26 protein-coding genes are annotated in these 20,580 nt (G+C 56.9%); 11 read left to right on the top strand and 15 right to left on the bottom strand.

The annotated features are described in order from the left end of the window. Positions 1-11: 11 nt before the first annotated feature. Both greA and ACR0IO_RS10695 read right to left on the bottom strand, forming a co-directional pair. Entirely contained in the window at positions 12-482 is a 471-nt protein-coding gene (greA, locus tag ACR0IO_RS10700; RefSeq protein WP_155149743.1) for a transcription elongation factor GreA, read from the bottom strand. Positions 483-619: 137 nt separating this feature from the next. Continuing rightward, positions 620-1,000: a VOC family protein gene (locus tag ACR0IO_RS10695; protein WP_170332442.1), complete on the bottom strand. Its 381-nt coding sequence runs from the start codon at positions 998-1,000 to the stop codon at positions 620-622. Positions 1,001-1,086: 86 nt separating this feature from the next. Between ACR0IO_RS10695 and soxR the strand changes: the two genes are divergently transcribed. The 4 genes from soxR (at position 1,087) to ACR0IO_RS10675 (ending at position 5,954) form a co-directional block, all read left to right on the top strand. Then, complete coding sequence (gene soxR / locus ACR0IO_RS10690) at positions 1,087-1,542, top strand: redox-sensitive transcriptional activator SoxR (protein ID WP_480741515.1); 456 nt, start codon at positions 1,087-1,089, stop codon at positions 1,540-1,542. 137 nt (positions 1,543-1,679) lie between these two features. Continuing rightward, entirely contained in the window at positions 1,680-3,326 is a 1,647-nt protein-coding gene (locus tag ACR0IO_RS10685; protein ID WP_170332440.1) for an electron transfer flavoprotein-ubiquinone oxidoreductase, read from the top strand. A 104-nt stretch (positions 3,327-3,430) separates the two neighbouring features. Further along, entirely contained in the window at positions 3,431-5,143 is a 1,713-nt protein-coding gene (locus ACR0IO_RS10680) for a tetratricopeptide repeat protein (RefSeq protein ID WP_480741514.1), read from the top strand. Continuing rightward, positions 5,133-5,954 (top strand): 4-(cytidine 5'-diphospho)-2-C-methyl-D-erythritol kinase, encoded by an 822-nt coding sequence (locus ACR0IO_RS10675; protein WP_480741513.1) that lies wholly within the window; start codon positions 5,133-5,135, stop codon positions 5,952-5,954. The genes ACR0IO_RS10680 and ACR0IO_RS10675 overlap by 11 nt, the downstream gene beginning before the upstream one ends. Here ACR0IO_RS10675 and ACR0IO_RS10670 read toward each other — a convergent pair. Then, positions 5,947-6,945 (bottom strand): polyprenyl synthetase family protein, encoded by a 999-nt coding sequence (locus tag ACR0IO_RS10670; RefSeq protein WP_480741512.1) that lies wholly within the window; start codon positions 6,943-6,945, stop codon positions 5,947-5,949. The two genes, ACR0IO_RS10675 and ACR0IO_RS10670, sit on opposite strands and share 8 nt — an antisense overlap. A 56-nt stretch (positions 6,946-7,001) precedes the next feature. On the opposite strand from ACR0IO_RS10670, the gene ACR0IO_RS10665 reads away from it, so the two are divergent. The 3 genes from ACR0IO_RS10665 to ACR0IO_RS10655 all read left to right on the top strand — a co-directional run bounded on the left by ACR0IO_RS10665 (position 7,002) and on the right by ACR0IO_RS10655 (position 8,271). Continuing rightward, positions 7,002-7,217: a putative signal transducing protein gene (locus tag ACR0IO_RS10665; protein ID WP_155149757.1), complete on the top strand. Its 216-nt coding sequence runs from the start codon at positions 7,002-7,004 to the stop codon at positions 7,215-7,217. Beyond that, positions 7,214-7,987 carry a tRNA1(Val) (adenine(37)-N6)-methyltransferase gene (locus tag ACR0IO_RS10660; RefSeq protein ID WP_480741509.1) on the top strand — a complete coding sequence of 258 codons (774 nt, stop codon included), beginning with the start codon at positions 7,214-7,216 and terminating at the stop codon, positions 7,985-7,987. The genes ACR0IO_RS10665 and ACR0IO_RS10660 overlap by 4 nt, the downstream gene beginning before the upstream one ends. Positions 7,988-8,106: 119 nt before the next feature. Further along, the gene (locus ACR0IO_RS10655) at positions 8,107-8,271 is read left to right on the top strand and encodes a YdcH family protein (RefSeq protein WP_155149761.1); all 165 of its coding nucleotides are present in this window, start codon (positions 8,107-8,109) and stop codon (positions 8,269-8,271) included. On the opposite strand, the gene yddG is transcribed toward ACR0IO_RS10655, so the two are convergent. From yddG to ACR0IO_RS10595, 12 genes are all read right to left on the bottom strand, one after another. Next, a complete protein-coding gene (gene yddG, locus ACR0IO_RS10650) occupies positions 8,268-9,134 on the bottom strand; it encodes an aromatic amino acid exporter YddG (protein WP_480741506.1) in 867 nt (288 codons plus the stop codon). The two genes, ACR0IO_RS10655 and yddG, sit on opposite strands and share 4 nt — an antisense overlap. Beyond that, the gene (locus tag ACR0IO_RS10645) at positions 9,127-10,077 is read right to left on the bottom strand and encodes a transcriptional regulator GcvA (protein WP_480741503.1); all 951 of its coding nucleotides are present in this window, start codon (positions 10,075-10,077) and stop codon (positions 9,127-9,129) included. Before ACR0IO_RS10645 ends, yddG begins: the two co-directional genes overlap by 8 nt. 290 nt (positions 10,078-10,367) lie before the next feature. Beyond that, complete coding sequence (locus tag ACR0IO_RS10640) at positions 10,368-10,598, bottom strand: hypothetical protein (protein WP_155149787.1); 231 nt, start codon at positions 10,596-10,598, stop codon at positions 10,368-10,370. Positions 10,599-10,622: 24 nt separating this feature from the next. Continuing rightward, positions 10,623-12,116, bottom strand: a complete 1,494-nt coding sequence (locus tag ACR0IO_RS10635; protein ID WP_480741500.1) for a S8 family peptidase — start codon at positions 12,114-12,116, stop codon at positions 10,623-10,625. Positions 12,117-12,258: 142 nt separating this feature from the next. Beyond that, positions 12,259-12,981: an acetoacetyl-CoA reductase gene (gene phbB, locus ACR0IO_RS10630; RefSeq protein ID WP_155149791.1), complete on the bottom strand. Its 723-nt coding sequence runs from the start codon at positions 12,979-12,981 to the stop codon at positions 12,259-12,261. A 186-nt stretch (positions 12,982-13,167) separates the two neighbouring features. Further along, positions 13,168-14,343 carry an acetyl-CoA C-acetyltransferase gene (locus ACR0IO_RS10625; RefSeq protein WP_155149792.1) on the bottom strand — a complete coding sequence of 392 codons (1,176 nt, stop codon included), beginning with the start codon at positions 14,341-14,343 and terminating at the stop codon, positions 13,168-13,170. 196 nt (positions 14,344-14,539) lie between these two features. Continuing rightward, on the bottom strand, positions 14,540-15,373 hold the full coding sequence (locus tag ACR0IO_RS10620) for an EAL domain-containing protein (RefSeq protein WP_480741498.1): 834 nt from the start codon (positions 15,371-15,373) through the stop codon (positions 14,540-14,542). A 117-nt stretch (positions 15,374-15,490) separates the two neighbouring features. Further along, the gene (locus ACR0IO_RS10615) at positions 15,491-15,682 is read right to left on the bottom strand and encodes a hypothetical protein (protein ID WP_155149796.1); all 192 of its coding nucleotides are present in this window, start codon (positions 15,680-15,682) and stop codon (positions 15,491-15,493) included. 93 nt (positions 15,683-15,775) lie between these two features. Next, a complete protein-coding gene (locus ACR0IO_RS10610; RefSeq protein ID WP_480741495.1) occupies positions 15,776-16,747 on the bottom strand; it encodes a sterol desaturase family protein in 972 nt (323 codons plus the stop codon). Continuing rightward, positions 16,744-17,130 carry a hypothetical protein gene (locus ACR0IO_RS10605; RefSeq protein WP_155149800.1) on the bottom strand — a complete coding sequence of 129 codons (387 nt, stop codon included), beginning with the start codon at positions 17,128-17,130 and terminating at the stop codon, positions 16,744-16,746. Before ACR0IO_RS10605 ends, ACR0IO_RS10610 begins: the two co-directional genes overlap by 4 nt. A 59-nt stretch (positions 17,131-17,189) precedes the next feature. Continuing rightward, a complete protein-coding gene (locus ACR0IO_RS10600; protein ID WP_155149802.1) occupies positions 17,190-17,519 on the bottom strand; it encodes a hypothetical protein in 330 nt (109 codons plus the stop codon). Between the two features lie 93 nt (positions 17,520-17,612). Next, the gene (locus ACR0IO_RS10595; protein ID WP_480741490.1) at positions 17,613-18,179 is read right to left on the bottom strand and encodes a TlpA disulfide reductase family protein; all 567 of its coding nucleotides are present in this window, start codon (positions 18,177-18,179) and stop codon (positions 17,613-17,615) included. A gap of 21 nt (positions 18,180-18,200) precedes the next feature. Between ACR0IO_RS10595 and argH the strand changes: the two genes are divergently transcribed. From argH to ACR0IO_RS10575, 4 genes are all read left to right on the top strand, one after another. Next, positions 18,201-19,589 (top strand): argininosuccinate lyase, encoded by a 1,389-nt coding sequence (gene argH, locus ACR0IO_RS10590; protein ID WP_480741488.1) that lies wholly within the window; start codon positions 18,201-18,203, stop codon positions 19,587-19,589. Further along, entirely contained in the window at positions 19,589-19,771 is a 183-nt protein-coding gene (locus ACR0IO_RS10585; protein WP_155149808.1) for a hypothetical protein, read from the top strand. The genes argH and ACR0IO_RS10585 overlap by 1 nt, the downstream gene beginning before the upstream one ends. A gap of 85 nt (positions 19,772-19,856) precedes the next feature. After that, positions 19,857-20,006, top strand: coding sequence for a hypothetical protein (locus ACR0IO_RS10580; protein ID WP_170332411.1), 150 nt, complete (start codon positions 19,857-19,859; stop codon positions 20,004-20,006). A 199-nt stretch (positions 20,007-20,205) separates the two neighbouring features. Further along, positions 20,206-20,472, top strand: coding sequence for a hypothetical protein (locus tag ACR0IO_RS10575; protein WP_480741485.1), 267 nt, complete (start codon positions 20,206-20,208; stop codon positions 20,470-20,472). Positions 20,473-20,580: the final 108 nt, after the last annotated feature.

The following is a 20,580-nucleotide window of genomic DNA, read 5'->3' as shown; positions in this document are numbered from 1 at the left end:
ACACGCTCCGGTCAGGAGTACTGGATACTCAGAATCTCATAGGACCGCACACCACCGGGAGTGCGAACCTCTACACTGTCACCTTCGTCCTTGCCGATCAGGGCACGGGCGATGGGGGATTTGATGTTCAGCAGACCGTTTTCGATGTTGGCTTCGTACTCACCAACGATCTGCCAGGTTTTTTCTTCATCGGTGTCTTCGTCCACCAGAGTGACCTTGGCACCGAATTTGATGGCGCCTGCCAGTTTTTTGGGGTCGATGACATCGGCCAGAGACAAAATGCCTTCCAGCTCTTTGATGCGGCCTTCGATAAAGCCCTGCTTTTCCCGGGCCGAGTGATACTCGGCATTTTCTTTCAGATCGCCAAGCTCACGCGCCGAAGCGATGGCTTCGATGATCGCCGGGCGCTCGACGGATTTGAGGTTTTTCAGTTCCGCCTCGAGCGCGGCGTTGCCCGCAGGCGTCATTGGAATTTTTTCCATTCTCTTGTCGTCCACGCAGAAATTGAGTCGCCCCGCCGCACTAAAGCGTCGGGGCGACAGATGGGGTTAGCCATTACCTGAACCAATCAGGGCGGGGATTGCAAGAGGGCTATGCTCACCAACGCGCGGAATACGGCCTAGTCGTAGCTGATAACTTCAAATTCGATGCCATTATCATCTTCGAAGTAGAACCTTTTCCCGGGCTCGTAGTCGGCGTGATTGTGGGGCTCAAAGCCCGCCTCGCGTACCTTTGCCTCGGTGGCGTCGATATCTTCGACCAGAACACCGACATGGTTCAGCCCGCCGACTATGTCATAGCTGCTTTCGCCCGAGGGCTTTGGATTGCCGGGTGCGTAGAGCGCAAGGTAAGTATGGGCGCTGCCCACATGCACGGTGTACCCACCAGCAATTGCAGGGCCTTCCCAGCGGGTTTTCCAGTCAAACACCTTGTGCATCCATTCAGCCGAGGCTTTGGGGTCGCGAACGGTGAAGTTGGTATGTTCCAAAGTTGCCATCATGGGATCTCCTTTTCAGATTTGGCTTGTCCCGACTCACCGTAATTTCTAAACCTAACTTTAGGTCAAGGTATTATTTGGAGATTCAGATGGCCGTATCAGATGGGTTGTCGATAGGCGCATTGGCACGCAGAACCGGATTGGCAGTTTCCGCGATCCGGTACTACGAAGCACAGGGTTTGATCTCGCCCTGGCGAAACCCGGGCGGACAACGACGTTATCAGAGGGCAGATATCCGGCGGTTGAGTTTTGTCATGATCGCCCAGCAATTCGGACTGACCCTGCCTGAAATCCGAGAGGTATTGTCCGGTCTGCCGGGGAACCGTACGCCGACCCCCAAGGATTGGAAGGAAATTAGCAAGGACCTGCGTTCTCATCTGGACCAGCGAATCGATACCTTGATCCGACTGCGGGATAATTTGGACGGGTGTATCGGGTGTGGGTGCCTGAGTTTGCCGAAATGTGCCCTTTACAACCCCGATGACAGGGCAAAATCGCATGGTAGCGGTCCCAGATACCTCATGGGTGACGCTCCAGAGGGGTGAACTGCCGCATTGCAGCGATGTTACGCCGTGTTTTGATTGACCAAGGTCTTTCACAACGGGTAATCAGCCGTGAAACAAAATTGCGCGAACCATGCAATGAGAGCGCCAATTCGGAAAAGTTAGCTAAGGAGCCCGCGATGGCCGAAATTGAACGCGAAGCGATGGAATATGACGTGGTGATCGTGGGTGCAGGCCCTGCGGGTCTGTCGGCCGCCATCCGTCTGAAACAGCTGGACGCTGACCTGAACGTCGTGGTGCTTGAAAAGGGTTCCGAAGTAGGTGCGCATATCCTGTCCGGTGCGGTTCTTGATCCTTGCGGTCTGGACGCCCTGATCCCGGATTGGAAAGAGAAAGGTGCACCGCTGAACGTGCCTGTGCACGAAGACAATTTCTACATGCTGGGTGAGGCGGGCAAGATCCGCATCCCCAACTTCCCGATGCCGCCGCTGATGAACAACCACGGCAACTACATCGTGTCGATGGGCAATGTCTGCCGTTGGATGGCTGAACAGGCCGAAGAGCTAGGCGTAGAGATCTTCCCTGGTATGGCGTGTTCTGAACTGGTTTACGGCGACAATGGCGAAGTCAAAGGCGTTGTTGCTGGTGTCTTTGGCCTGGAACCCGATGGGTCCTATGGACCAAACACCGAGCCGGGCATGGAGCTGCACGGCAAATATGTCTTCCTGTCGGAAGGTGTCCGCGGCTCGCTGTCCAAAGAAGTCATCGCCAAATATGACCTGTCTGCTGGCAAAGAGCCGCAGAAATACGGCGTTGGCATGAAAGAGATCTGGGAGATCGACCCGGCCAAGCACAAGGAAGGTTCGGTCACGCACACCATGGGCTGGCCCCTGGGCAGCAACGCAGGTGGCGGATCGTTTATCTATCACCTTGAAAACAATCAGGTCTATGTCGGTTTCGTGGTTCACCTAAACTACAAGAACCCGCACCTGTACCCCTACATGGAATTCCAGCGCTTCAAGCACCACCCGATGGTGGCCGAGCTGCTGAAAGGCGGCAAGCGCGTCGCTTACGGCGCCCGCGCGATCACCGAAGGTGGATATCAGTCGATGCCAAAACTGGTGGCTCCGGGTGTGGCGCTGCTGGGTTGTTCTGCGGGTATGGTCAACGTGCCTCGCATCAAGGGTAACCACAACGCCATGTTGTCGGGTAAAGCTGCGGCCGAGGCTGCGTATGATGCCATCAAGGCCGAGCGTTCGGGTGATGAACTGACCGCCTATGAGGCTGATGTTCGCGATGGTGCTATCGGCGCGGACCTGAAGAAGGTGCGGAACGTCAAGCCGCTGTGGTCGAAATATGGCCTGACCGCTTCGCTGGTGCTGGGCGGTATGGACATGTGGACCAACACGCTGGGCTTCTCGCTTCTGGGTACGCTGGGCCACGGCAAGAACGATGCCGAGGCGACCGAAGAGGCCAGCAAGCACAAGCCGATCGACTATCCGAAACCCGATGGCACGCTGTCCTTTGACCGCTTGACCAACGTGTCCTTCGCGATGACCAACCACGAGGAAAGCCAGCCCTGTCACCTGAAGCTGACCGACCCGGAAATTCCGGTAAAGGTCAACCTGCCCAAGTTCGATGAACCGGCGCAGCGCTATTGCCCGGCTGGCGTATATGAAATGGTCGAAGATGAAGACGGTCCGCGATTCGTCATCAACTTCCAGAACTGCGTCCACTGCAAAACCTGCGACATCAAGGATCCGAGCCAGAATATCACCTGGACGACGCCGCAGGGTGGTGACGGTCCGAACTATCCGAACATGTAGGCAAAAACACGGGCACTGGCAGGGTCGTGAAGGCTCTGCCATTGCCTCTTTCAGGCCAAAGCCCTAGCTTTACGGTCAGTCAATGACAATAAGGCAGGATTTTGGTGGTTTCCCTGGTTCGTCGCGCGGCTCTGACCGTGCTTATTACCTCGACATTCGCGTTGCCGGCTTTCTCAGATACCGGTTCGGGGTCTTATCTGGCTGGGCGCCAGGCCGTTTACGAAAGCGATTATACTGCCGCTGAGAAATACTATGCGCAGGCGCTGAAATTCGATCCACAAAATGAACAGCTGCTTGAGAGCGTTCTCGTTGCCCGTCTTGCGCTGGGCGAGGTTGAGGGCGCATTGCCCATCGCGCAAAGGATGGAAGAAAGCGATCTGGCCAGCCAGGCCGCGAAAATGGTCATTTCAGCCAGCCTGGTGTCCGAAGGAAAACTGGATGAGTTTCTCGCCCGCGACCCCGAAACACAGGGCGTAGGACCATTAGTTGACGGGCTGATGATTGCCTGGACCTATATCGGTCAGGGCGAAATGACCAAGGCGATGGAGCAGTTTGACGAAGTCGCAACTCAGGAAGGGTTGCGGGACTTTGCTTTGTATCACAAGGCGATGGCGCTGGCTTCGGTTGGTGATTTCGAAGGGGCCGAAGAGGTTTTCCAGGCAAATGGTGGTGCCGTATCCCGTTTCTCGCGTCGCGCTGTGCTGGCACGGGTCGAGGTGCTATCGCAACTCGACCGCAACGAAGACGCGTTGCAGTTTCTGGACGAGGTATTCGCAGCCGGAAACGATCCGTCCATTGATGGCTATGTGAACCGTTTGAAAGCGGGGGAAACGCTGCCATTCACCCATGTGGGTTCTGCGCAGGATGGCATGGCCGAGGTCTTTTTCTCGGTTGGCGCCGCGCTGAATACAGAAGCTGCCCCCGATTATGTCCTGCTTTATGCACGTATCGCTGCGTTCCTGCGGCCCGATCACATAGATGCAATATTGCTAAGCGCGGAATTGCTGGATGCGCTGAAACAGTATGATCTGGCCGTGGCTGCGTATCGTTCGGTTCCGGCGGACAGTACGGATTACCACGCTGCTGAACTTGGCCGTGCCGAAGTTCTGGGCCGTTCGGGTAAAAATGATGCCGCCGTCGAAGTGCTGCAGAATCTGGCTGCCCGCCAACCGGGTCTGCCCAGCGTCCATGTTGCGCTTGCGGACCTTGAGCGCCAGCAGGAGAATTACGAGGCCGCGATCAAATCCTACAACACAGCCATCGAGCTGACCGAAACAGACTCGGGTGGGAATTGGTTCCTGCATTATGCCCGCGGAATTTCGCACGAGCGCCTGAAAAACTGGGAAAATGCCGAGGCCGATTTCCGGCGGGCGCTGGAGTTGAACCCGGATCAACCTCAGGTCCTCAACTACCTTGGATACTCATTGGTAGAACGCCGCGAGAAACTGGATGAGGCGCTGGACATGATCGAACGCGCCGTCGCAGCGCGCCCTGACAGCGGCTATATCGTTGACAGCCTTGGCTGGGTCCTTTTCCGCCTTGGCCGCTACGATGAGGCCGTTGATCATATGGAACGCGCCGTCGAGTTGATGCCGGTTGATCCGGTCGTGAATGATCATTTGGGCGATGTGTACTGGGCTGTAGGCAGGGAACGTGAGGCTGAGTTCCAGTGGAAGCGAGCGCTGTCGTTCATCGACCCCGAGGATACCGATGGCGAAGCAGATCCGGAACGTATCCGTCGCAAGCTGGATGTGGGCCTGGATCTGGTGCTTTCCGAGGAAGGTGCTGAACCATTGAAGGTCGCCAATGGCAATTAAGGCTTTTGCGCCTGCCAAGATCAACCTGACCCTGCATGTGACCGGCCAGCGCACGGATGGCTATCACTTGCTGGATTCGCTGGTTGCCTTTGCGGATGTCGGTGATGATCTGAAATTCGCGACTGCGCCCAACCTGTCGATGGATGTGGCGGGCGAGTTTGCCAAGGGCGTTCCAACGGATAGCCGCAATCTCGTATGGCAAGCGGCCGAGGCTGCAGGATGGTCAGGACATATCAGCCTCAACAAGGTTCTTCCGCATGGTGCTGGGATAGGCGGCGGTTCATCGGATGCTGCGGCTACGCTGAAGGTGCTGTCCGAGCAGGGGTTTGATGCCTCACCCGATGCGGCGTTGTCCCTGGGGGCAGACGTTCCCGTTTGTGTGGCAGGCCAGGCCTCACGAATGCGGGGCATTGGTGAAAAGATAACCCCGATTGTTCTGCCACCACTGGCAGCGCTGCTGGTTAATCCGGGTGTGGAGGTGCCGACGGGACCGATATTCAAAGCGCTCGCATCACGGCACAACCCGCCAATGCCAGAAAATATTCCTGCGCTTGAAACTTCCGAAGAGTGGGCGGAGTGGCTGGATGAACAACGCAATGATCTGGAAGCGCCTGCCAAGGCGTTGGCGCCTGAAATCGAACGGACGCTTGATGAATTGCGCGCAACCCGCAACGTCCTGCTCGCGCGGATGTCTGGATCGGGATCGACCTGCTTTGCGCTCTATCCGTCGATGAAAGCAGCCCATTTCGCAGCTTATGAAATTGGCGCGACCTTTCCCAACTGGTGGTGCCGCGCCACGCAGCTTAGTTGAGGCGCGAGACCACGTAGTCGGCCAGATCACGCAACAGATTGCGTATTTCATGATCGGGCAGCACATCCAGCGCGGTCTTTGCCTTGGCGGCCCAGCCATATGCGTCAGAGCGCGTTTCATCCAGCGTGCTGTATTTGTTCATCAGGCTCAGGGCGTGATCCAGATCGGCGTCTTCCTGACGGCCTTTCTCGATTGTGCGCTCCCAAAAGGCGCGCTCTTCCGGCGTTGCCTGAGCGACTGCCTTGATCACCGGCAGAGTCAGCTTGCGCTCGCGGAAATCGTCACCGACATTCTTACCGGTCGCCTTGCTATCGCCCTGATAATCCAGCAGATCGTCTGCAATTTGAAATGCGATACCCAAGGCATCGCCGTAGTCGAACAGGGCTTTGACTTGTTCTTCGGTTGCGCCTGCAATCACGCCCCCAACTTCGGTGGCTGCGGAAAACAGTGCGGCGGTTTTGCCGCGAACCACCTGCAGGTACACGCTTTCATCCGTGCGCAGATCGGTGGCGGCAGTCATTTGCAGAACTTCGCCTTCTGCGATCGTCGCGGAAGCATTTGCAAGGATGTCCAGCACGCGCAGCGAACCGGTTTCAACCATCAGTTGGAAACTGCGGGAAAACAGGTAGTCACCTACCAGAACACTGGATTTATTGTCCCAAAGCAGGTTCGCTGTGGGGCGTCCGCGACGCTGGGCGCTTTCATCCACAACGTCGTCATGCAGCAACGTAGCTGTATGAATGAATTCGACCGTGGCTGCGAGACGCACGTGGTGATCCCCCGGATAGCCAAACAGCCGTGCCGCAGCGAGGGTCAGCATCGGGCGCAGGCGTTTGCCACCGGCTTCGACCAGATGGGCCGTCACTTCGGGGATACGTGGTGCATGTTCCGACGCCATGCGCGTCCGGATCAGTTCATTCACGGCCTCCATTTCCGGTGCCAGAATGTCCGCCAGTCGCTCATGCGGTTTCGAGATCGTGCTGATATTCATCACACTCCTGATACAAGGCTCGACTTCCGTCCCGCCTTGCCCTTACATCCATCCCCATGAAAGAACTTCTGCGCAGCACCGATCCCACCATTCTGGCCTTTGCATCCGCTCTCCTTGAGGGCGAGGATATAGACTGCTTTCAGATGGACGTAAATATGAGCATCCTCGAAGGTGGCATTGGAATTTTTCCGCGACGGCTGATGGTTCGGGCGGATGATCTTGATCGGGCCGAGCGGGTGATGCGTGATAATGAGATCCCACTGGGCAGATGAGTGGGTTTGCTGACAACGAACTGACCTGTAACGATTTTCTGGGCGGCCGTGTCCGGCTTTGGCAGCCCGTTGACGGGTACCGAGCTGGTGTAGATCCGGTTTTTCTGGCGGCATCTGTTCCGGCAACATCCGGCCAGTCTGTACTCGAGCTGGGCTGCGGGGCGGGGGCTGCGGCGCTATGCCTTGCTGCGCGCGTTCCGGGACTTCACCTGTCAGGAGTTGAATTGCAGGCTGAATACGCTGAGCTGGCGCGCAAAAACGCTGTAGAAAACGGTGCAAATTTTGAAGTTGTTCAGGCGGATCTGTCCGCTTTGCCCACTGAACTCAGGCAGCGGCAGTTCGATCACGTTATCGCCAATCCACCGTATTATCGCCCCGGAGCGCACAGCCCTGCCACCGATAGCGGTCGCCAAATCGCACTGGGTGAACAAACACCATTGTCCCATTGGTTCGAAGTGGCCGCACGACGTCTTACCCCGCGCGGTTATCTGCACATGATCCAGCGTGTCGAACGACTACCGGACATGTTGTCGGCTTGTTCGGGGCTGCTGGGATCGGTCGAAATCCTGCCTCTTGCCCCACGGATTGGCAGGGCAGCCGAGCTGTTGATACTGCGCACGCGCAAGGGTGGTCGGGCTGATTTCAAACTTCACGCACCATTGGTTTTGCACGTCGGTGAAAGACATATTCGCGATGGTGAAAGTTACACGCCCGAAGTGATGAAAATCCTGCGCGAAGGGGCTGAATTGCCCTGGCCAGCCGCGCGATAGGCAATGACCAGCCGAAATTGTCGGATTTGTAACAGATTCTGTGCGTCTGCAGCGTGACAGGGTGGAAACGATGTGATCAACTTCTTACGTGACACTTACACGAGAGAAGGAGGATCGCCATGAGCGTGAGCGCACATCTGACCGAACTGAAGAAGAAGCACGAACACCTCAGTCTCGAAGTAGAACAAGCCCAGCGCTCGCCCGGCATTGACGATCTCCACATAGCTCAGCTAAAAAAACAGAAGCTCAGGCTAAAAGAAGAGATCGAACGCCTTTCTACTTAAGAATGGAAGCTGGCGCGTGCCGCAATGATGGCACCGCCAGTGATAAGCAGCGCCGCGATCGCCAATGACCAAGACGGCATGGCGATCCCGGCCAAAACCAGAACAAGCGTAGACAGAAGCGGTGCCGCGTATGAGCTGGTTCCAAGCATCTGAATGTCGCCACGCTTGACCCCGATATCCCAGACATAAAAGGCAAGACCAACAGGCCCGAGCCCAAGTGCCAGTGTCGACGCCCATGCGATTGGCGTTTCCGGCCAAATGGTTTCTTCCAGTGCGAAATGCAGCATCCATGACGCGATTGCCGTCAGGACACAGAAAACAGCGACCGAGCTGGTCGGTGTCTCGCCCAAACGTCGCGACAGAACCGAATACCCAGACCATGTCAGAGCACAAAGCAGGGCCAGGGCGTATCCTGGCAGGTGATCAAGCTGGAACCCTGCACTGCCGCCTCCGGTTATGATCAGCGCTGCGCCGGAGAAGCCAAGACAGGCACCGATCAGATGTCCAATGCGCAAGCTCTCTCCTGGCAGCAGACCCGACAGCAAGACGATCAGCAGAGGCCAGAGATAGGCAATCAGCCCCGCCTCGGCCGCAGGGGCCATGCGCAAGGCCGAAAAATACAATGCGTGATATCCGAATAGCCCGACCGCGCCGAAGAGATAGATTTTCCAATTGATTTCGCGCAACTGGCTCAGTCCGCCCGATGCGTATGTCCAGATCATTCCCAGCGTGCCGCCAATACTGAAGCAAATCGCATTCAGCAGCAGTGGCGGAGTCGGAGCGGAGCCAACTGTAAACAGCGCAAGCAGTGCCCACAGCAGAACGGCCACAAATCCAATTGCTGTCGCACGGGTCTTAGTCATGTTGCGGGATATCCTCGACCGGAATGATTTCGAATCCATCCGAGATATGCGCGGTTTTTTCAATTTCTGCCAGAAACCAATCACGAAACGCCTTGATCTGGGGGCGATCTTCAGCGCCGGGCAGGCACAAAAACCGAAAACGGGCATTGGTTTCGATGGCGGTTTTGAATGGAGCGATCAGGCGCCCCTCCAGCACATCCTTGATAATCATCGGTCGGCGGCCAAGGGCAACACCCAGCCCGGCCACAGCCGCGTCAATTGCATGATCGGCGTTAGAGAAATGGGCGCCATGTTCGGGCACAAAATTCACGCCTACTGCCCTGAACCAAGCGGGCCAATCGACCGCAGGCTTTAAGAACCCGATGGAATCGTCGTGTATCAGGGGCGCGTCTTTCAAACTCTGAGGTGTCGTGAATTGCTCTGCCAAATCGGGCGTCATCACAGGCGTCAGCCATTCCTTGCGCACGGGTACAGAATACAATCCATCATCCTGTCCGTACCCAAACCGGATCGCGACATCCACGTCGTCCCGCTCCAGATCCATGCTGCGCAGCGTGGCAGAGAACCGCAGGTCAATTTCCGGATGTGCACGGGCAAATTCATACAGGCGAGGCGCCAGCCATTTTGCGGTCAACGCCGGTCCCGCGGTGATGGTCAGCGTGGTGTTGTCCTGCAATCTGCGAGTCGCGGCCCATGCTGATTGCAACGTTGCAAATCCTTCAGCAGCGCCCGGAGCAAGCGAGCGTCCTGCTTCTGTCAGTTCTACGGCTCGGTTCAGGCGGCGAAACAGCGGTTGGCCCAGATGCTCTTCAAGCGATTTGATCTGAAAGGACAGGGCGGCGGGTGTCACGTTCAACTCCTCCGCTGCTTTGGCAAAGGACATGTGCCGGGCAGCGGCATCGAACGCGCGCAGGGCAGTCAAAGGGGGAAGGCGATCGGTCATAACAGATAAGAATTTCTAAACTGAACTCTCGAAAACTCTCGTTTGTACCTTTTAAAAACAACAGTCATCTTGGGAGCAAGTCAAGTTCACCTTTACAAAAGGGGAAGTGCAATGATCGAGATGACCACAAACCCAGCTGCGCACCGCGCAATTCTGCGCGCGCATGCCGAGCGCGGCAAAGCCATCAGGCAGTTCTGGAACTGGTTCTTTGGTTCCCGCTGAACGCAGCGCGCGCGTTCTTACGGGATAAAAAGAGGGGCCGATCCTTTTGGGATCGGCCTTTTTCGTATCTACCGACCTTTTTTTGACAGGTCGTGCAGGATGATCGGTTCGATCCGGCACAGTTCACCAAACCGGTTCTTCACTTCGGCGATGCCTGCCGGGCTTGCCGAAATCACAATCCGGCCAGATGGTCCCGGCGTCACATTCACGACCCCAGGTACATTGGTGATCTGCTGTGTCAGGTCTGCAGGTTCCGAGCCGCGCCGCTCGCGGCGTATGGCCATCACATAGTCCGTCATTCCCGCTCCTGCATATAAATCCGATCAATCGCGCGGCATTCCGTGCCCCTGAAACTCAGGTGCGAGGCCGATAGTAACACAGATTTGCGTCAGGATATGTCGCGCCATGTTCGAGCGGTGAATGTTCCGGGGCAACGACAGATATGCGGCATCCTTTGCCAGAACCCGGGCAAGCGTCGCGCAAACAACAGGTGTCGCCATCGAAGTACCATCCAGCGCGGAATACGGGGCGACAATGCCGTGGCGCTCGGGAACCGTAGCGATGATGCCGACGCCGGGAGCAATTGCATCAATCTCGGGGCCGAAATTCGAGAATCGTGCCAGAAAGAACCCATCCAGCCCGAATTTCCATGGTTCCTGCGGCAGTTGATTTCCCGAGGTCGAGGTATCCGGAGCTGTCCCGATTTTCCCCGCGGCTGAGATTGCGACGGTTTCCAACAAGGCGGCCGGGAATTTGACCGGTGGACCACCGTCATTGGCGGCTGCACACAGGCACAGCGTTCCTCGTTCCGCTGCGTCCTGAACCGCATCCTCTACCAGTTCGGATTTTACCGGAGAACCGAGGCTCATGTTGATCAGGTCTGCTCCAGCCTTGCTCAGATGGTCAATCGCGTTGGCGATATCGACGTTCGAAGCCCCAGAACCGGGCGGGAATACGCGCGCGGAGTGCAGATCAACACCCGGCGCAACACCGGCCTGTACCATCTGGCCCCCGGGCCGCCCTCCAATGCTGCCGGCAACATGCGAGCCATGAATGTCGACATCTGCCCCAGCGACCGGATCGTGCTGATTGTCGATGAAGGCCCCGTGATCGGTACCTATAAGATGGGGGTGAGGGCCGAACCCGGTATCGATGACACCAACGGCGATTCCATCTCCCGCATCGGCCTCAAATGAGTTTACCCCTAGAGCCCGATGCCACCAGTCGATTCTGCGATTGCCCGGCAGCTTGTCGCAAACCACCGTCGTCTTTGGACCTCCAACCATGACCTGTCGTGACCAGAAACCATCATATGGGCTGACGATATATGCGAGCGGTTGCATCGAAGGGACGACGTCAAAAACTGCGATACCGCTTGCGTCAGTCATGCCTTCAACGCGCGCGACATCACCACCAAGGGCGCGCAGGAAAAGTGTGACACTGGCAAAAGGCAGTCCCCTGCCACCACCGCGTACCTCGATTTCGAACAAAAGCCCGGATCCGGCGGTATGGGACAGGTCGATGACTGGCACATTGGTGCCTGCAAACAGGCTGCGAGCGCCTCCGACGCGCTCGTGCATGATCAGAGGCTCGACAATGACATCGTCTGTGCTGGTGGCCGCAAGGGCCTGCATTTCGCCTTCTGTGCCCTCCATGACGACGCTGCGGCGCGCCAGATCATCAGGCGGAGCCAGATCAGACAGCATATGTGTTGTGCTTGATGGTAAGGCCAGAGCTGCGCTCAATGCATCGCGCGAAGCCATTTTTTCCTGTTCGCGAAACTTACCGGCTCGTCGATTGGACATCACGAATTTCATATCAAATGCTCCTTTAAAAGAATGGGAGCATGATAGCACAAATCGCGACGTTTTTCTGGCTTGGGTTGCAGTGTAGGCGAGTCTCCACCGCAAAAAGAGAACGCCCGCCAAACTGGCGGGCGTCTAATGTTGTCCAATCGGATCAGACGAAGAACTGAGCACCGTTGGCCGAAATTGTCGAGCCGTTGATGAACTGAGAATCGTCGGACGCCAGGAACGCCACGCAACGTGCGATTTCTTCAGGCTCACCCAGACGACCGGCCGGGATCTGGCCGATGATCGATTCGCGTACTTTTTCCGGAACCGCCATCACCATCTCGGTTGCGATATAGCCAGGGCAGATCGCGTTTGCAGTGATGCCTGCACGTGCGCCTTCTTGCGCCAGCGATTTGACGATGCCCAGGTCACCGGCCTTGGTGGCGGCATAGTTCACCTGCGCAAACTGACCCTTTTGACCATTGATCGAGCTGATGACGATGACACGACCGAACTTACGCTCGCGCATGCCGTTCCAGACGGGGTGCACGGTGTTGAACACGCCGGTCAGGTTGGTGTCGATCACCTGATGCCACTGTTCCGGGGTCATCTTGTGGAATGGCGCATCGCGGGTGATGCCCGCATTGGCGACAACGATGTCGATCGGACCAACTTCGGCCTCAACCTTTTCGATGCCCGCTTTCGATTCATCGTAGTCGGCGACGTTCCATTTGTAGGTGGCGATGCCGGTTTCTTCGGTGAATTTCGCAGCGGCTTCGTCATTCCCCGCATAGGTGGCTGCAACGTTGTACCCTTCGGCCTTGAGCGCCTTGGAAATTGCTGCGCCGATGCCGCGGGAGCCGCCGGTAACGAGTGCTGTACGTGCCATTTAGGAATCCTCCAAATTTTGTCGCCTTGGTAATGCTGTTACTCTGAGAGATGCAGATGCGCAATATTGTTTCGCCGTGAATCTTCGCTTTCGAGGTGTCAATATCGTCGCATCCAATAGGTAGTGGTTGATTGTAACAAAAAAGGGCGCCAGTCGGCGCCCTTTTTTATTTGGTTATCAAAGCACTTAGTCGCGCTCCACGCAGAGGGCGACGCCCATGCCGCCACCGATGCAGAGGGTCGCGAGACCCTTCTTGGCATCGCGGCGCTTCATTTCGAACAGCAGGGTGTTTAGTACGCGGCAGCCGGATGCGCCGATCGGGTGACCTATGGCGATCGCGCCGCCGTTGACGTTTACGATCGACGGGTCCCAACCCATGTCCTTGTTTACGGCGCAGGCTTGAGCGGCAAAGGCTTCGTTGGCTTCGACCAGATCCAGATCATCTACGGACCAGCCTGCCTTCTCCAGCGCCTTGCGCGAGGCGTAGATCGGACCGACGCCCATGATCGACGGATCCAGGCCAGCGGTTGCGTAGGATGCGATACGGGCCAGAGGCTCAATGCCGCGCTTTTCTGCATTCTCGGCCGACATCAACAGGGTGGCGGCCGCGCCGTCGTTCAGGCCCGAAGCGTTTGCTGCGGTGACCGAACCGTCCTTGGCGAAGGCCGGGCGCAGTTTGCCCATGGCTTCGATGGTTGCGCCGTGACGGATGTATTCGTCGCTGTCCATCACGATGTCGCCCTTGCGGGTTTTGATGGTGAAGGGAGTGATTTCGTCAGCGAACTTACCGGCCTTTTGCGCGGCTTCAGCCTTGTTCTGCGACGCGACTGCAAACTCGTCCTGCATGTCGCGGCTGATCTGCCATTTCTCGGCGACGTTTTCAGCGGTCTGACCCATGTGATAGCCGTTGAAGGCGTCCCACAGACCATCGCGGATCATCGTGTCGATGTATTTCATGTCACCCATCTTGTGACCGGCGCGCAGAGCGGCGGCATGGGGTGACAGAGTCATGTTCTCTTGTCCGCCTGCGGCAACGATATCAGCGTCGCCGAGCTGGATGTGCTGAGCACCCAGTGCCACAGCGCGCAAGCCCGAGCCGCAAACCTGGTTGATGCCCCAAGCGGCACTTTCCTGCGGCAGGCCAGCATTGATATGCGCCTGGCGGGCCGGGTTCTGGCCCTGTGCAGCGGTCAGGACCTGACCCATGATGGTTTCGCTTACTTCGCCCTTGTCGATTCCAGCGCGTTCCACGACTGCTTCAAGGACGGCAGCGCCCAGATCATGTGCAGGGGTGTTCGCAAACGAACCGCCAAAGCTACCGACGCCTGTACGTGCGGCGGATGCGATTACTACGTTGGTCATACAGTCAATCCTTTACCGTCATGGTCCTGTGGGAAATCTGACGGCGCAGGTCGTGGAGAGGCACTCTCCGGATACAAGAGCGCCTCGTGATCCCCCGCTCAAGCACCTCTTGCCATAGCGTAATGCTGCAGTTGCAGCAACGGACAGCTTGTCTCAGCGTTGTGATCGGCAATTAGTTGCGACAGTGCGGTGCTTGTTAACTTCCTGTCTTCGCTTCACTTTTCGTCTTCCAGGGCGGCGTGATCGAAGGAGCGCCGAAGAGGAAGCCCTGCAGGCAGTCGACCCCATTGGCCACCAGAAACTCGGCATCTTGTCTGGTCTCGACCGATTCGGCGGTTACCAAAATCTCGAACTCACGGGCGACAGCGATCAGCGCGCGAACCAGCGCCTGATTGTCTGAGTTTTCACTTATCCCGCGTATGAACTGGCCATCGATTTTGGCGGCATCAAACAGGAACTCGCGAAAATAGCGAAAGCTGAAATTACTGGCCCCAAAGTCGTCCAACGCAAAGGCGACACCACGTTCCTGCAGGCGGTCCATGAAATCCACGACCAGCTCCGGTACTTGCATCGCCGAACTTTCCGAGATTTCCAGAATCAACCTTTCCCCGATGCTGGCGTCCTTTTTCAGGAACCGGTCCAGTACGCGGGACCAGCGCGCAAATCCGATGGAGCGGGCCGACATGTTGATCGACAGGCGGATTCCGGGGTTTCTGACGAGGGTTCGCAGCCCCATTTCCAGTGCGATGCAATCCAGTTCCCGTCCAATCGGCGAGTTCTCGACCTGCGGCATGAATTCGCGCGCGGGGATTACACGGCCGGTTTCGTCAAGGACGCGGATGAACCCTTCGTAAAAGGCGACACCCTGCGGAGGATGGGCCTGCATGACTGGCTGATAGGCCAGTTTGCACTGCTTGTGCCTAACGGCGTCGGTCGCCATCTGGACGACCGAGCGATCCCGGGCCGTAACCGCTGAATTCAAAGGGCTATCCGCGCCTTCTGGCAGGTCTGAAAGTTTCTTGTCCCGCATGGATACCGTTCCCTGAGGGTTGCCGAATGGGGTTCGGCCTCATTCTCAGGGCAAACAGGTGAATCTGCGGTTAAGAAGTAAGATGTATGAATAGATTGGTTAATGCTCTGCGGTCCGTCAGCGGGCCGATTGCCATGCGCGACCCAGCGATGCTGCAGCCCCGATCACGGCCCCCAGAATGCCCATGACCAACATGACGAAGCTAAGCGCCAGAATGCCAGAGGGTACATTGCTTATCAGCGCAGATACCATCGCCATCACCAGACCCAAAAGGCCAATAACAGTCGAAACAGTTGTCAGACGGGACATGCTGGCCTCCAAGCTACTCATACGCGGCACATCTGGTCGATATGGAGTAGCTGGGCCGAATTTCAAGTCGCCGTGGTGGTCAGTCGGGCAAGATCAAGCCCGTTCTGCCTGTGCATTAGGCGGTTTCGCGTCAAATTGCTCAAATCCGGGCGTTCCGCGATCTTCTGGGTGGCGTGCAAGGTGTTTGGCTTTGATCTGTTCAGAGTTGTCGCGGCTTCCGTCGTGGCTGTAACCGGGGGGTGCAAAGCAATAAGCCAGCCGCTGGCGCAGGCTCAGGCCCGGCTGTTTTACATCCCGCCAGATCCCCACCCATTCGTGGAATGCGACGCGCAAGGGATTGAACGTACCGATATTGTGCACCAGCCCGTAATCGACGCGGTCATCATCCTGCTCGGGCACAAAGGTACCAAAGAGTTTGTCCCAGATGATGAAGACACCGGCATAGTTGCAATCCAGATACCGCGCATTGCGGCCGTGATGCGCGCGGTGATGGCTGGGGGTATTCATGATGGCCTCGAACCAGCGGGGCATCTTTCCGATCGCTTCGGTATGTATCCAGAACTGATAGATCAGGTTGATACCGCCGACGAACAATACCATCGCAGGGTGGAAGCCAAGCAGGATCAGCGGAGCCCGAACAACCATCATGAAGGTGAACGTATAGGTCCATGTCTGACGCAACGCGGTTGTGAGATTATAGTGCTGTGAGCTGTGGTGATTAACGTGGCTGGCCCAAACCCAGCGCACTCGATGTCCCAAACGGTGGACCCAGTAGTAACGCAGATCATCCAGAACAAAGCACAGAATAATGACAGGGATCGATGTGCCCAGATTTAAGGGCGTGATCTGCCACAGCCACATGAAGAATGCGTAGGCGATGAAGCCCAGCAGAAAGCCCGACGCTATATTGCCAGCCCCCATGATCAGCGACGTCACCGCATCACGGGTTTCATATCGCCCGCCCCGACCCTTGATCGAGATCCACAGGAATTCTGCCAGGATTGCAGCAATGAAGAAGGGAACGGCCCATTGCACCGCGTCCGGAAATGTCACTTGATCAGTCATGCGGGCTCCATCAGGTGTCGCCAGTGGCGGCGTTCGCTTTCATCAAGATGGATAACCACGCGCGGCACGCCAAACTCGTGGAACTGAACCTCCAGTCCCTTTGGGTGCTCAAGCCAGTCGAAATCCATAAGATGCCGCGCAACAGTGTCTGCGCCAAATGACCAGAGCAGACCAGCGCCGACATTGGTTCTGATCAGCGCTGAATGGCAGTCATGCGATATGGTGACATCAATCACGTCATCATCGGGAAAGTGACGCAACCATTCCTTTTGCGCGCTGGCCTTGGTCAGGACGCGCAACCGCGATCTGCCTGTGACGTGCAGCAACAGTGTGATCCCGGCGATCCCGCCGACCACCAGAACCAATAGTATTTCGAGTGGCATTCCATCCTCCTGCAGACAACCTGCAAAGGAGTTGAAAGGCTGTCAAAGGTGGCGTTGCGTCAGCTGTTTTCCAGAGTTTCCAGAATCTCGTGCTGCACAACGCGTTCGACGAAGGGCACCAAGCCTTCAGGACCTGACGCGCGATCCTTGAGGTGGATGCAAATGTCAGGCCTGCGTGCTGCAATGATGCCCACCATTTCGCCGCGAATCTTGTCATCAAGACCTGCGCCCATGATGGCACAGACAATCCGCGGTTCCGCCTCCAGTTGCCGCCGGACCTCTTCCTGATCATGAGCGCCCAGCCATTGGATCGGCAGATGATCCAACTGCCGTGCCACATCGCCTATTACGTTCGGCAAACGTCCAATCAACAGAACTACCGGTTTCATCGCTGCCTCCCTTCTACTGGTCAGCAAAGGAAAAACCGGCCCTTCACAGGGCCGGTTTCAGTGTAGCACAAAACTTTGAGGCTGGCTGCGCCGTCAGCTGTCGCCTTCAACAAGGGTCGAGATGATGGCTTTCGCGCTGTTTGAATTCCACTCGGCATCACCGATCAGGCGGGCGATTTCATTGCCGTCCGGGTCGATGATCACGGTGATCGGCAGGCCAATCACACCCATTTTGCTTGCGACGGCCTGCTTTGGGTCCTGATGGCGGGGCAGGTTGTCGATGCCGTTCTCGTCGAAGAACTTCTTGATCCCGGCAGGAGAGTTGCGTCCGGTGGCCAATGTCAGAACTTCGAAACTGTCACCGCCAAACTCGTCCTGAAGCTCGGCAATCTGCGGCATCTCCTTGCGGCAAGGGGCGCACCAGGTGGCCCAGAAATTCAGCAGCACATACTTGCCCTTGTAATCCTCAAGAGACGCAGTGCCACCGTCATCTTCCAGCTGAAACTCAACGGCTTCGACCGGCTTGGGCTCTTTGTGCAGGATCAGGCGTTTCAGACTTCCTTCGCGCAGTGGGCCAAGAGTCTCGGCATCTGTCGCCAAAGCGGCGTTTGCACCCAGCGCAAGGGCCATATAAAGGGGGATCAGACGAAATAGGCGCATATCAACTCCGGGTTTTCTTACATGACCGATCAATCCTCGAACCAGATGTGGGGCGGCCGCTTTGCCGCCGGTCCAGACGCGATCATGGAGGCGATCAATGCCTCGATCGGGTTCGATCAGCGGATGGCAGCCCAAGACATTGCAGGCTCGCGCGCCCATGCCGCCATGTTGGCTGCCACAGGCGTCATAAGTGATAGTGATGCCGAGGCTATTCGGGAAGGGCTGCTCACCGTTTTGTCAGAAATCCAGAGCGGAGAATTTCAGTTCTCAACCGCACTGGAAGACATCCACATGAATGTCGAAGCGCGCCTGAAAGAGGTCATTGGTGAGCCCGCAGGCCGTTTGCATACAGGTCGCAGCCGTAATGACCAGGTTGCGACCGATTTCAAACTCTGGGTTCGTGATCAACTGGACGCGGCTGAGAGCGGCTTGCTGGCGTTGATCCGCGCGCTTTTGGCGCAGGCCGAGGCCGGGGCTGATTGGGTCATGCCGGGCTTTACCCACCTGCAAACCGCGCAGCCTGTCACTTGGGGTCACCACATGATGGCCTATGTCGAGATGTTTGGCCGTGATCTGAGCCGCGTCCGTGATGCCCGTGCCCGGATGAATGAATCCCCGCTGGGCGCTGCTGCGCTGGCCGGAACGTCCTTTCCCATCGACCGCCATATGACGGCCGCGGCGTTGGGCTTTGATCGCCCTGCCGCCAACTCGCTGGACGCCGTCAGCGACCGCGATTTCGCGCTGGAGTTCCTGTCGACGGCTTCGATCTGTGCCATGCACCTGTCACGCTTTGCCGAGGAACTCGTGATCTGGTCTTCGGCCCAATTCCGTTTTGTATCTCTATCGGATCGCTTCTCGACCGGCTCGTCGATAATGCCGCAGAAAAAGAACCCCGATGCTGCAGAACTGATCCGGGCCAAGGTCGGGCGGATTTATGGAGCCAATACCGGTCTGATGATGGTCATGAAAGGCCTGCCCCTGACCTATTCCAAGGACATGCAGGAAGACAAGGAACAGGTCTTTGATGCGGCCGACAACTGGATGCTGGCGCTGGCGGCAATGGAAGGCATGGTCAAGGATATGACCGCCAACCGCGAGAGCCTTGCCGCGGCAGCGGGCTCGGGGTTTTCGACCGCGACCGATCTGGCCGACTGGCTGGTCCGCGTATTGGGCCTGCCGTTCCGTGATGCACACCACGTTACCGGATCTCTGGTTGCAATGGCAGAAAGCAAGGGCTGCGACCTGCCCGACCTGACGCTTGACGACATGCAGTCGGTCCACGCGGACATCACTCAGGATGTCTATTCTGTTCTTGGCGTACAAAATTCGGTAAACTCGCGACAATCTTACGGCGGTACGGCACCGGATCAGGTCCGTATCCAGATTGAAAGATGGAAGGCGAACCTGTGATGACCCTTTTGCGCGCAATTGCTCTTGTGGCCGCTACTGCGATGCTGTCGGGATGCGGGGCGGATGGCGAGCCCATTCAGCCAACGCTGAACGCAAATGTCGGCGTTTCAAACAACGGTGCATATGTCAGTGGCGGCGTGGGTGTAAACCGTGGCCCTCTCAGCGTCTTTTTTGGGCTCTGACCTGACGCCCGATTGAAAACCATGGTCTGATCACCCACCTTTGGGTGGTCATGCCCTCATGACTGAAACTCAGAGGCAATAAAGAATGAAATTCATCGGTGTATTGACCGCGCTTGTTGTACTCGCAGCTTGCGACCCGTCTTATCAGTCGCGCCCTGAACCTGCGGCAGAGCCGAAGAAATCGGGCATCTCAATTTCCGGCTACGGTCGCGTTGGTGTTTCCACCAGAAAGTAACGCGTCAATCAGCAACCATTGCGCAAATTGTGTTTACGAGCTGGAGTTGTACGCTAATGCTCGGCCATTTGGCACGCCTACAAAATATATTTTATAACAATGGGTTAAATTTCAGATTCTTCCCCCTTGTTGGTGTCGGTGTTCCTGAGCAAAAGGGCCGTGCCTGAAAATTCATCAGGTAAACACACAAGAGTACAAAATGAAAAAAATCTTTATTGCCGCAGCAATGATTGCTGCCTCTGCCGGAATTGCGTCTGCTGCGGATCAGGACTGCACTGCCGAGAATGCGCAGTCCAAGGCGCTGGAACTGTCCACTGCGCTGCAAACGCTGGCTGCAACGAACCCTACGCGCATGCAAGAGATTGCATCTGAAATGCAGGCCAAAGCTACAGAAGCACAGGCATCCGGTGATCTGGCAGGTTTGTGCGCTTACTACGATGAGTTGATCGACGAGGTTAACTCCTGAAGTTTGACTGATTGTTTCTTTGAAAGGGGTCCGAATTCGTTTCGGGCCCTTTTTTTGATTCCTGAAAGGCGCGCGATGGCGCTTCAAAACCATTGATCAACGCTTGCA

It is taken from the genome of Ruegeria sp. CE12, assembly GCF_056537525.1.
Note: the sequence above shows the minus strand (reverse complement) of the source record. Positions and strands in the feature narration are given on the sequence as shown.

Coding starts and splice junctions, on each gene's coding strand:
- ACR0IO_RS10610 (WP_480741495.1), bottom strand. CDS start 16,747: ATGACTGATCAAGTGACATTTCCGGACGCGGTGCAATGGGCCGTTCCC.
- ACR0IO_RS10695 (WP_170332442.1), bottom strand. CDS start 1,000: ATGATGGCAACTTTGGAACATACCAACTTCACCGTTCGCGACCCCAAA.
- ACR0IO_RS10625 (WP_155149792.1), bottom strand. CDS start 14,343: ATGACCAACGTAGTAATCGCATCCGCCGCACGTACAGGCGTCGGTAGC.
- argH (WP_480741488.1), top strand. CDS start 18,201: ATGACCGATCAATCCTCGAACCAGATGTGGGGCGGCCGCTTTGCCGCC.
- ACR0IO_RS10580 (WP_170332411.1), top strand. CDS start 19,857: ATGAAATTCATCGGTGTATTGACCGCGCTTGTTGTACTCGCAGCTTGC.
- ACR0IO_RS10635 (WP_480741500.1), bottom strand. CDS start 12,116: ATGAAATTCGTGATGTCCAATCGACGAGCCGGTAAGTTTCGCGAACAG.
- ACR0IO_RS10660 (WP_480741509.1), top strand. CDS start 7,214: ATGAGTGGGTTTGCTGACAACGAACTGACCTGTAACGATTTTCTGGGC.
- ACR0IO_RS10640 (WP_155149787.1), bottom strand. CDS start 10,598: ATGACGGACTATGTGATGGCCATACGCCGCGAGCGGCGCGGCTCGGAA.
- ACR0IO_RS10655 (WP_155149761.1), top strand. CDS start 8,107: ATGAGCGTGAGCGCACATCTGACCGAACTGAAGAAGAAGCACGAACAC.
- ACR0IO_RS10670 (WP_480741512.1), bottom strand. CDS start 6,945: ATGAATATCAGCACGATCTCGAAACCGCATGAGCGACTGGCGGACATT.
- ACR0IO_RS10665 (WP_155149757.1), top strand. CDS start 7,002: ATGAAAGAACTTCTGCGCAGCACCGATCCCACCATTCTGGCCTTTGCA.
- ACR0IO_RS10595 (WP_480741490.1), bottom strand. CDS start 18,179: ATGCGCCTATTTCGTCTGATCCCCCTTTATATGGCCCTTGCGCTGGGT.
- yddG (WP_480741506.1), bottom strand. CDS start 9,134: ATGACTAAGACCCGTGCGACAGCAATTGGATTTGTGGCCGTTCTGCTG.
- ACR0IO_RS10685 (WP_170332440.1), top strand. CDS start 1,680: ATGGCCGAAATTGAACGCGAAGCGATGGAATATGACGTGGTGATCGTG.
- soxR (WP_480741515.1), top strand. CDS start 1,087: ATGGCCGTATCAGATGGGTTGTCGATAGGCGCATTGGCACGCAGAACC.
- greA (WP_155149743.1), bottom strand. CDS start 482: ATGGAAAAAATTCCAATGACGCCTGCGGGCAACGCCGCGCTCGAGGCG.
- ACR0IO_RS10575 (WP_480741485.1), top strand. CDS start 20,206: ATGAAAAAAATCTTTATTGCCGCAGCAATGATTGCTGCCTCTGCCGGA.
- ACR0IO_RS10675 (WP_480741513.1), top strand. CDS start 5,133: ATGGCAATTAAGGCTTTTGCGCCTGCCAAGATCAACCTGACCCTGCAT.
- phbB (WP_155149791.1), bottom strand. CDS start 12,981: ATGGCACGTACAGCACTCGTTACCGGCGGCTCCCGCGGCATCGGCGCA.
- ACR0IO_RS10620 (WP_480741498.1), bottom strand. CDS start 15,373: ATGCGGGACAAGAAACTTTCAGACCTGCCAGAAGGCGCGGATAGCCCT.
- ACR0IO_RS10600 (WP_155149802.1), bottom strand. CDS start 17,519: ATGAAACCGGTAGTTCTGTTGATTGGACGTTTGCCGAACGTAATAGGC.
- ACR0IO_RS10615 (WP_155149796.1), bottom strand. CDS start 15,682: ATGTCCCGTCTGACAACTGTTTCGACTGTTATTGGCCTTTTGGGTCTG.
- ACR0IO_RS10645 (WP_480741503.1), bottom strand. CDS start 10,077: ATGACCGATCGCCTTCCCCCTTTGACTGCCCTGCGCGCGTTCGATGCC.
- ACR0IO_RS10605 (WP_155149800.1), bottom strand. CDS start 17,130: ATGCCACTCGAAATACTATTGGTTCTGGTGGTCGGCGGGATCGCCGGG.
- ACR0IO_RS10585 (WP_155149808.1), top strand. CDS start 19,589: ATGACCCTTTTGCGCGCAATTGCTCTTGTGGCCGCTACTGCGATGCTG.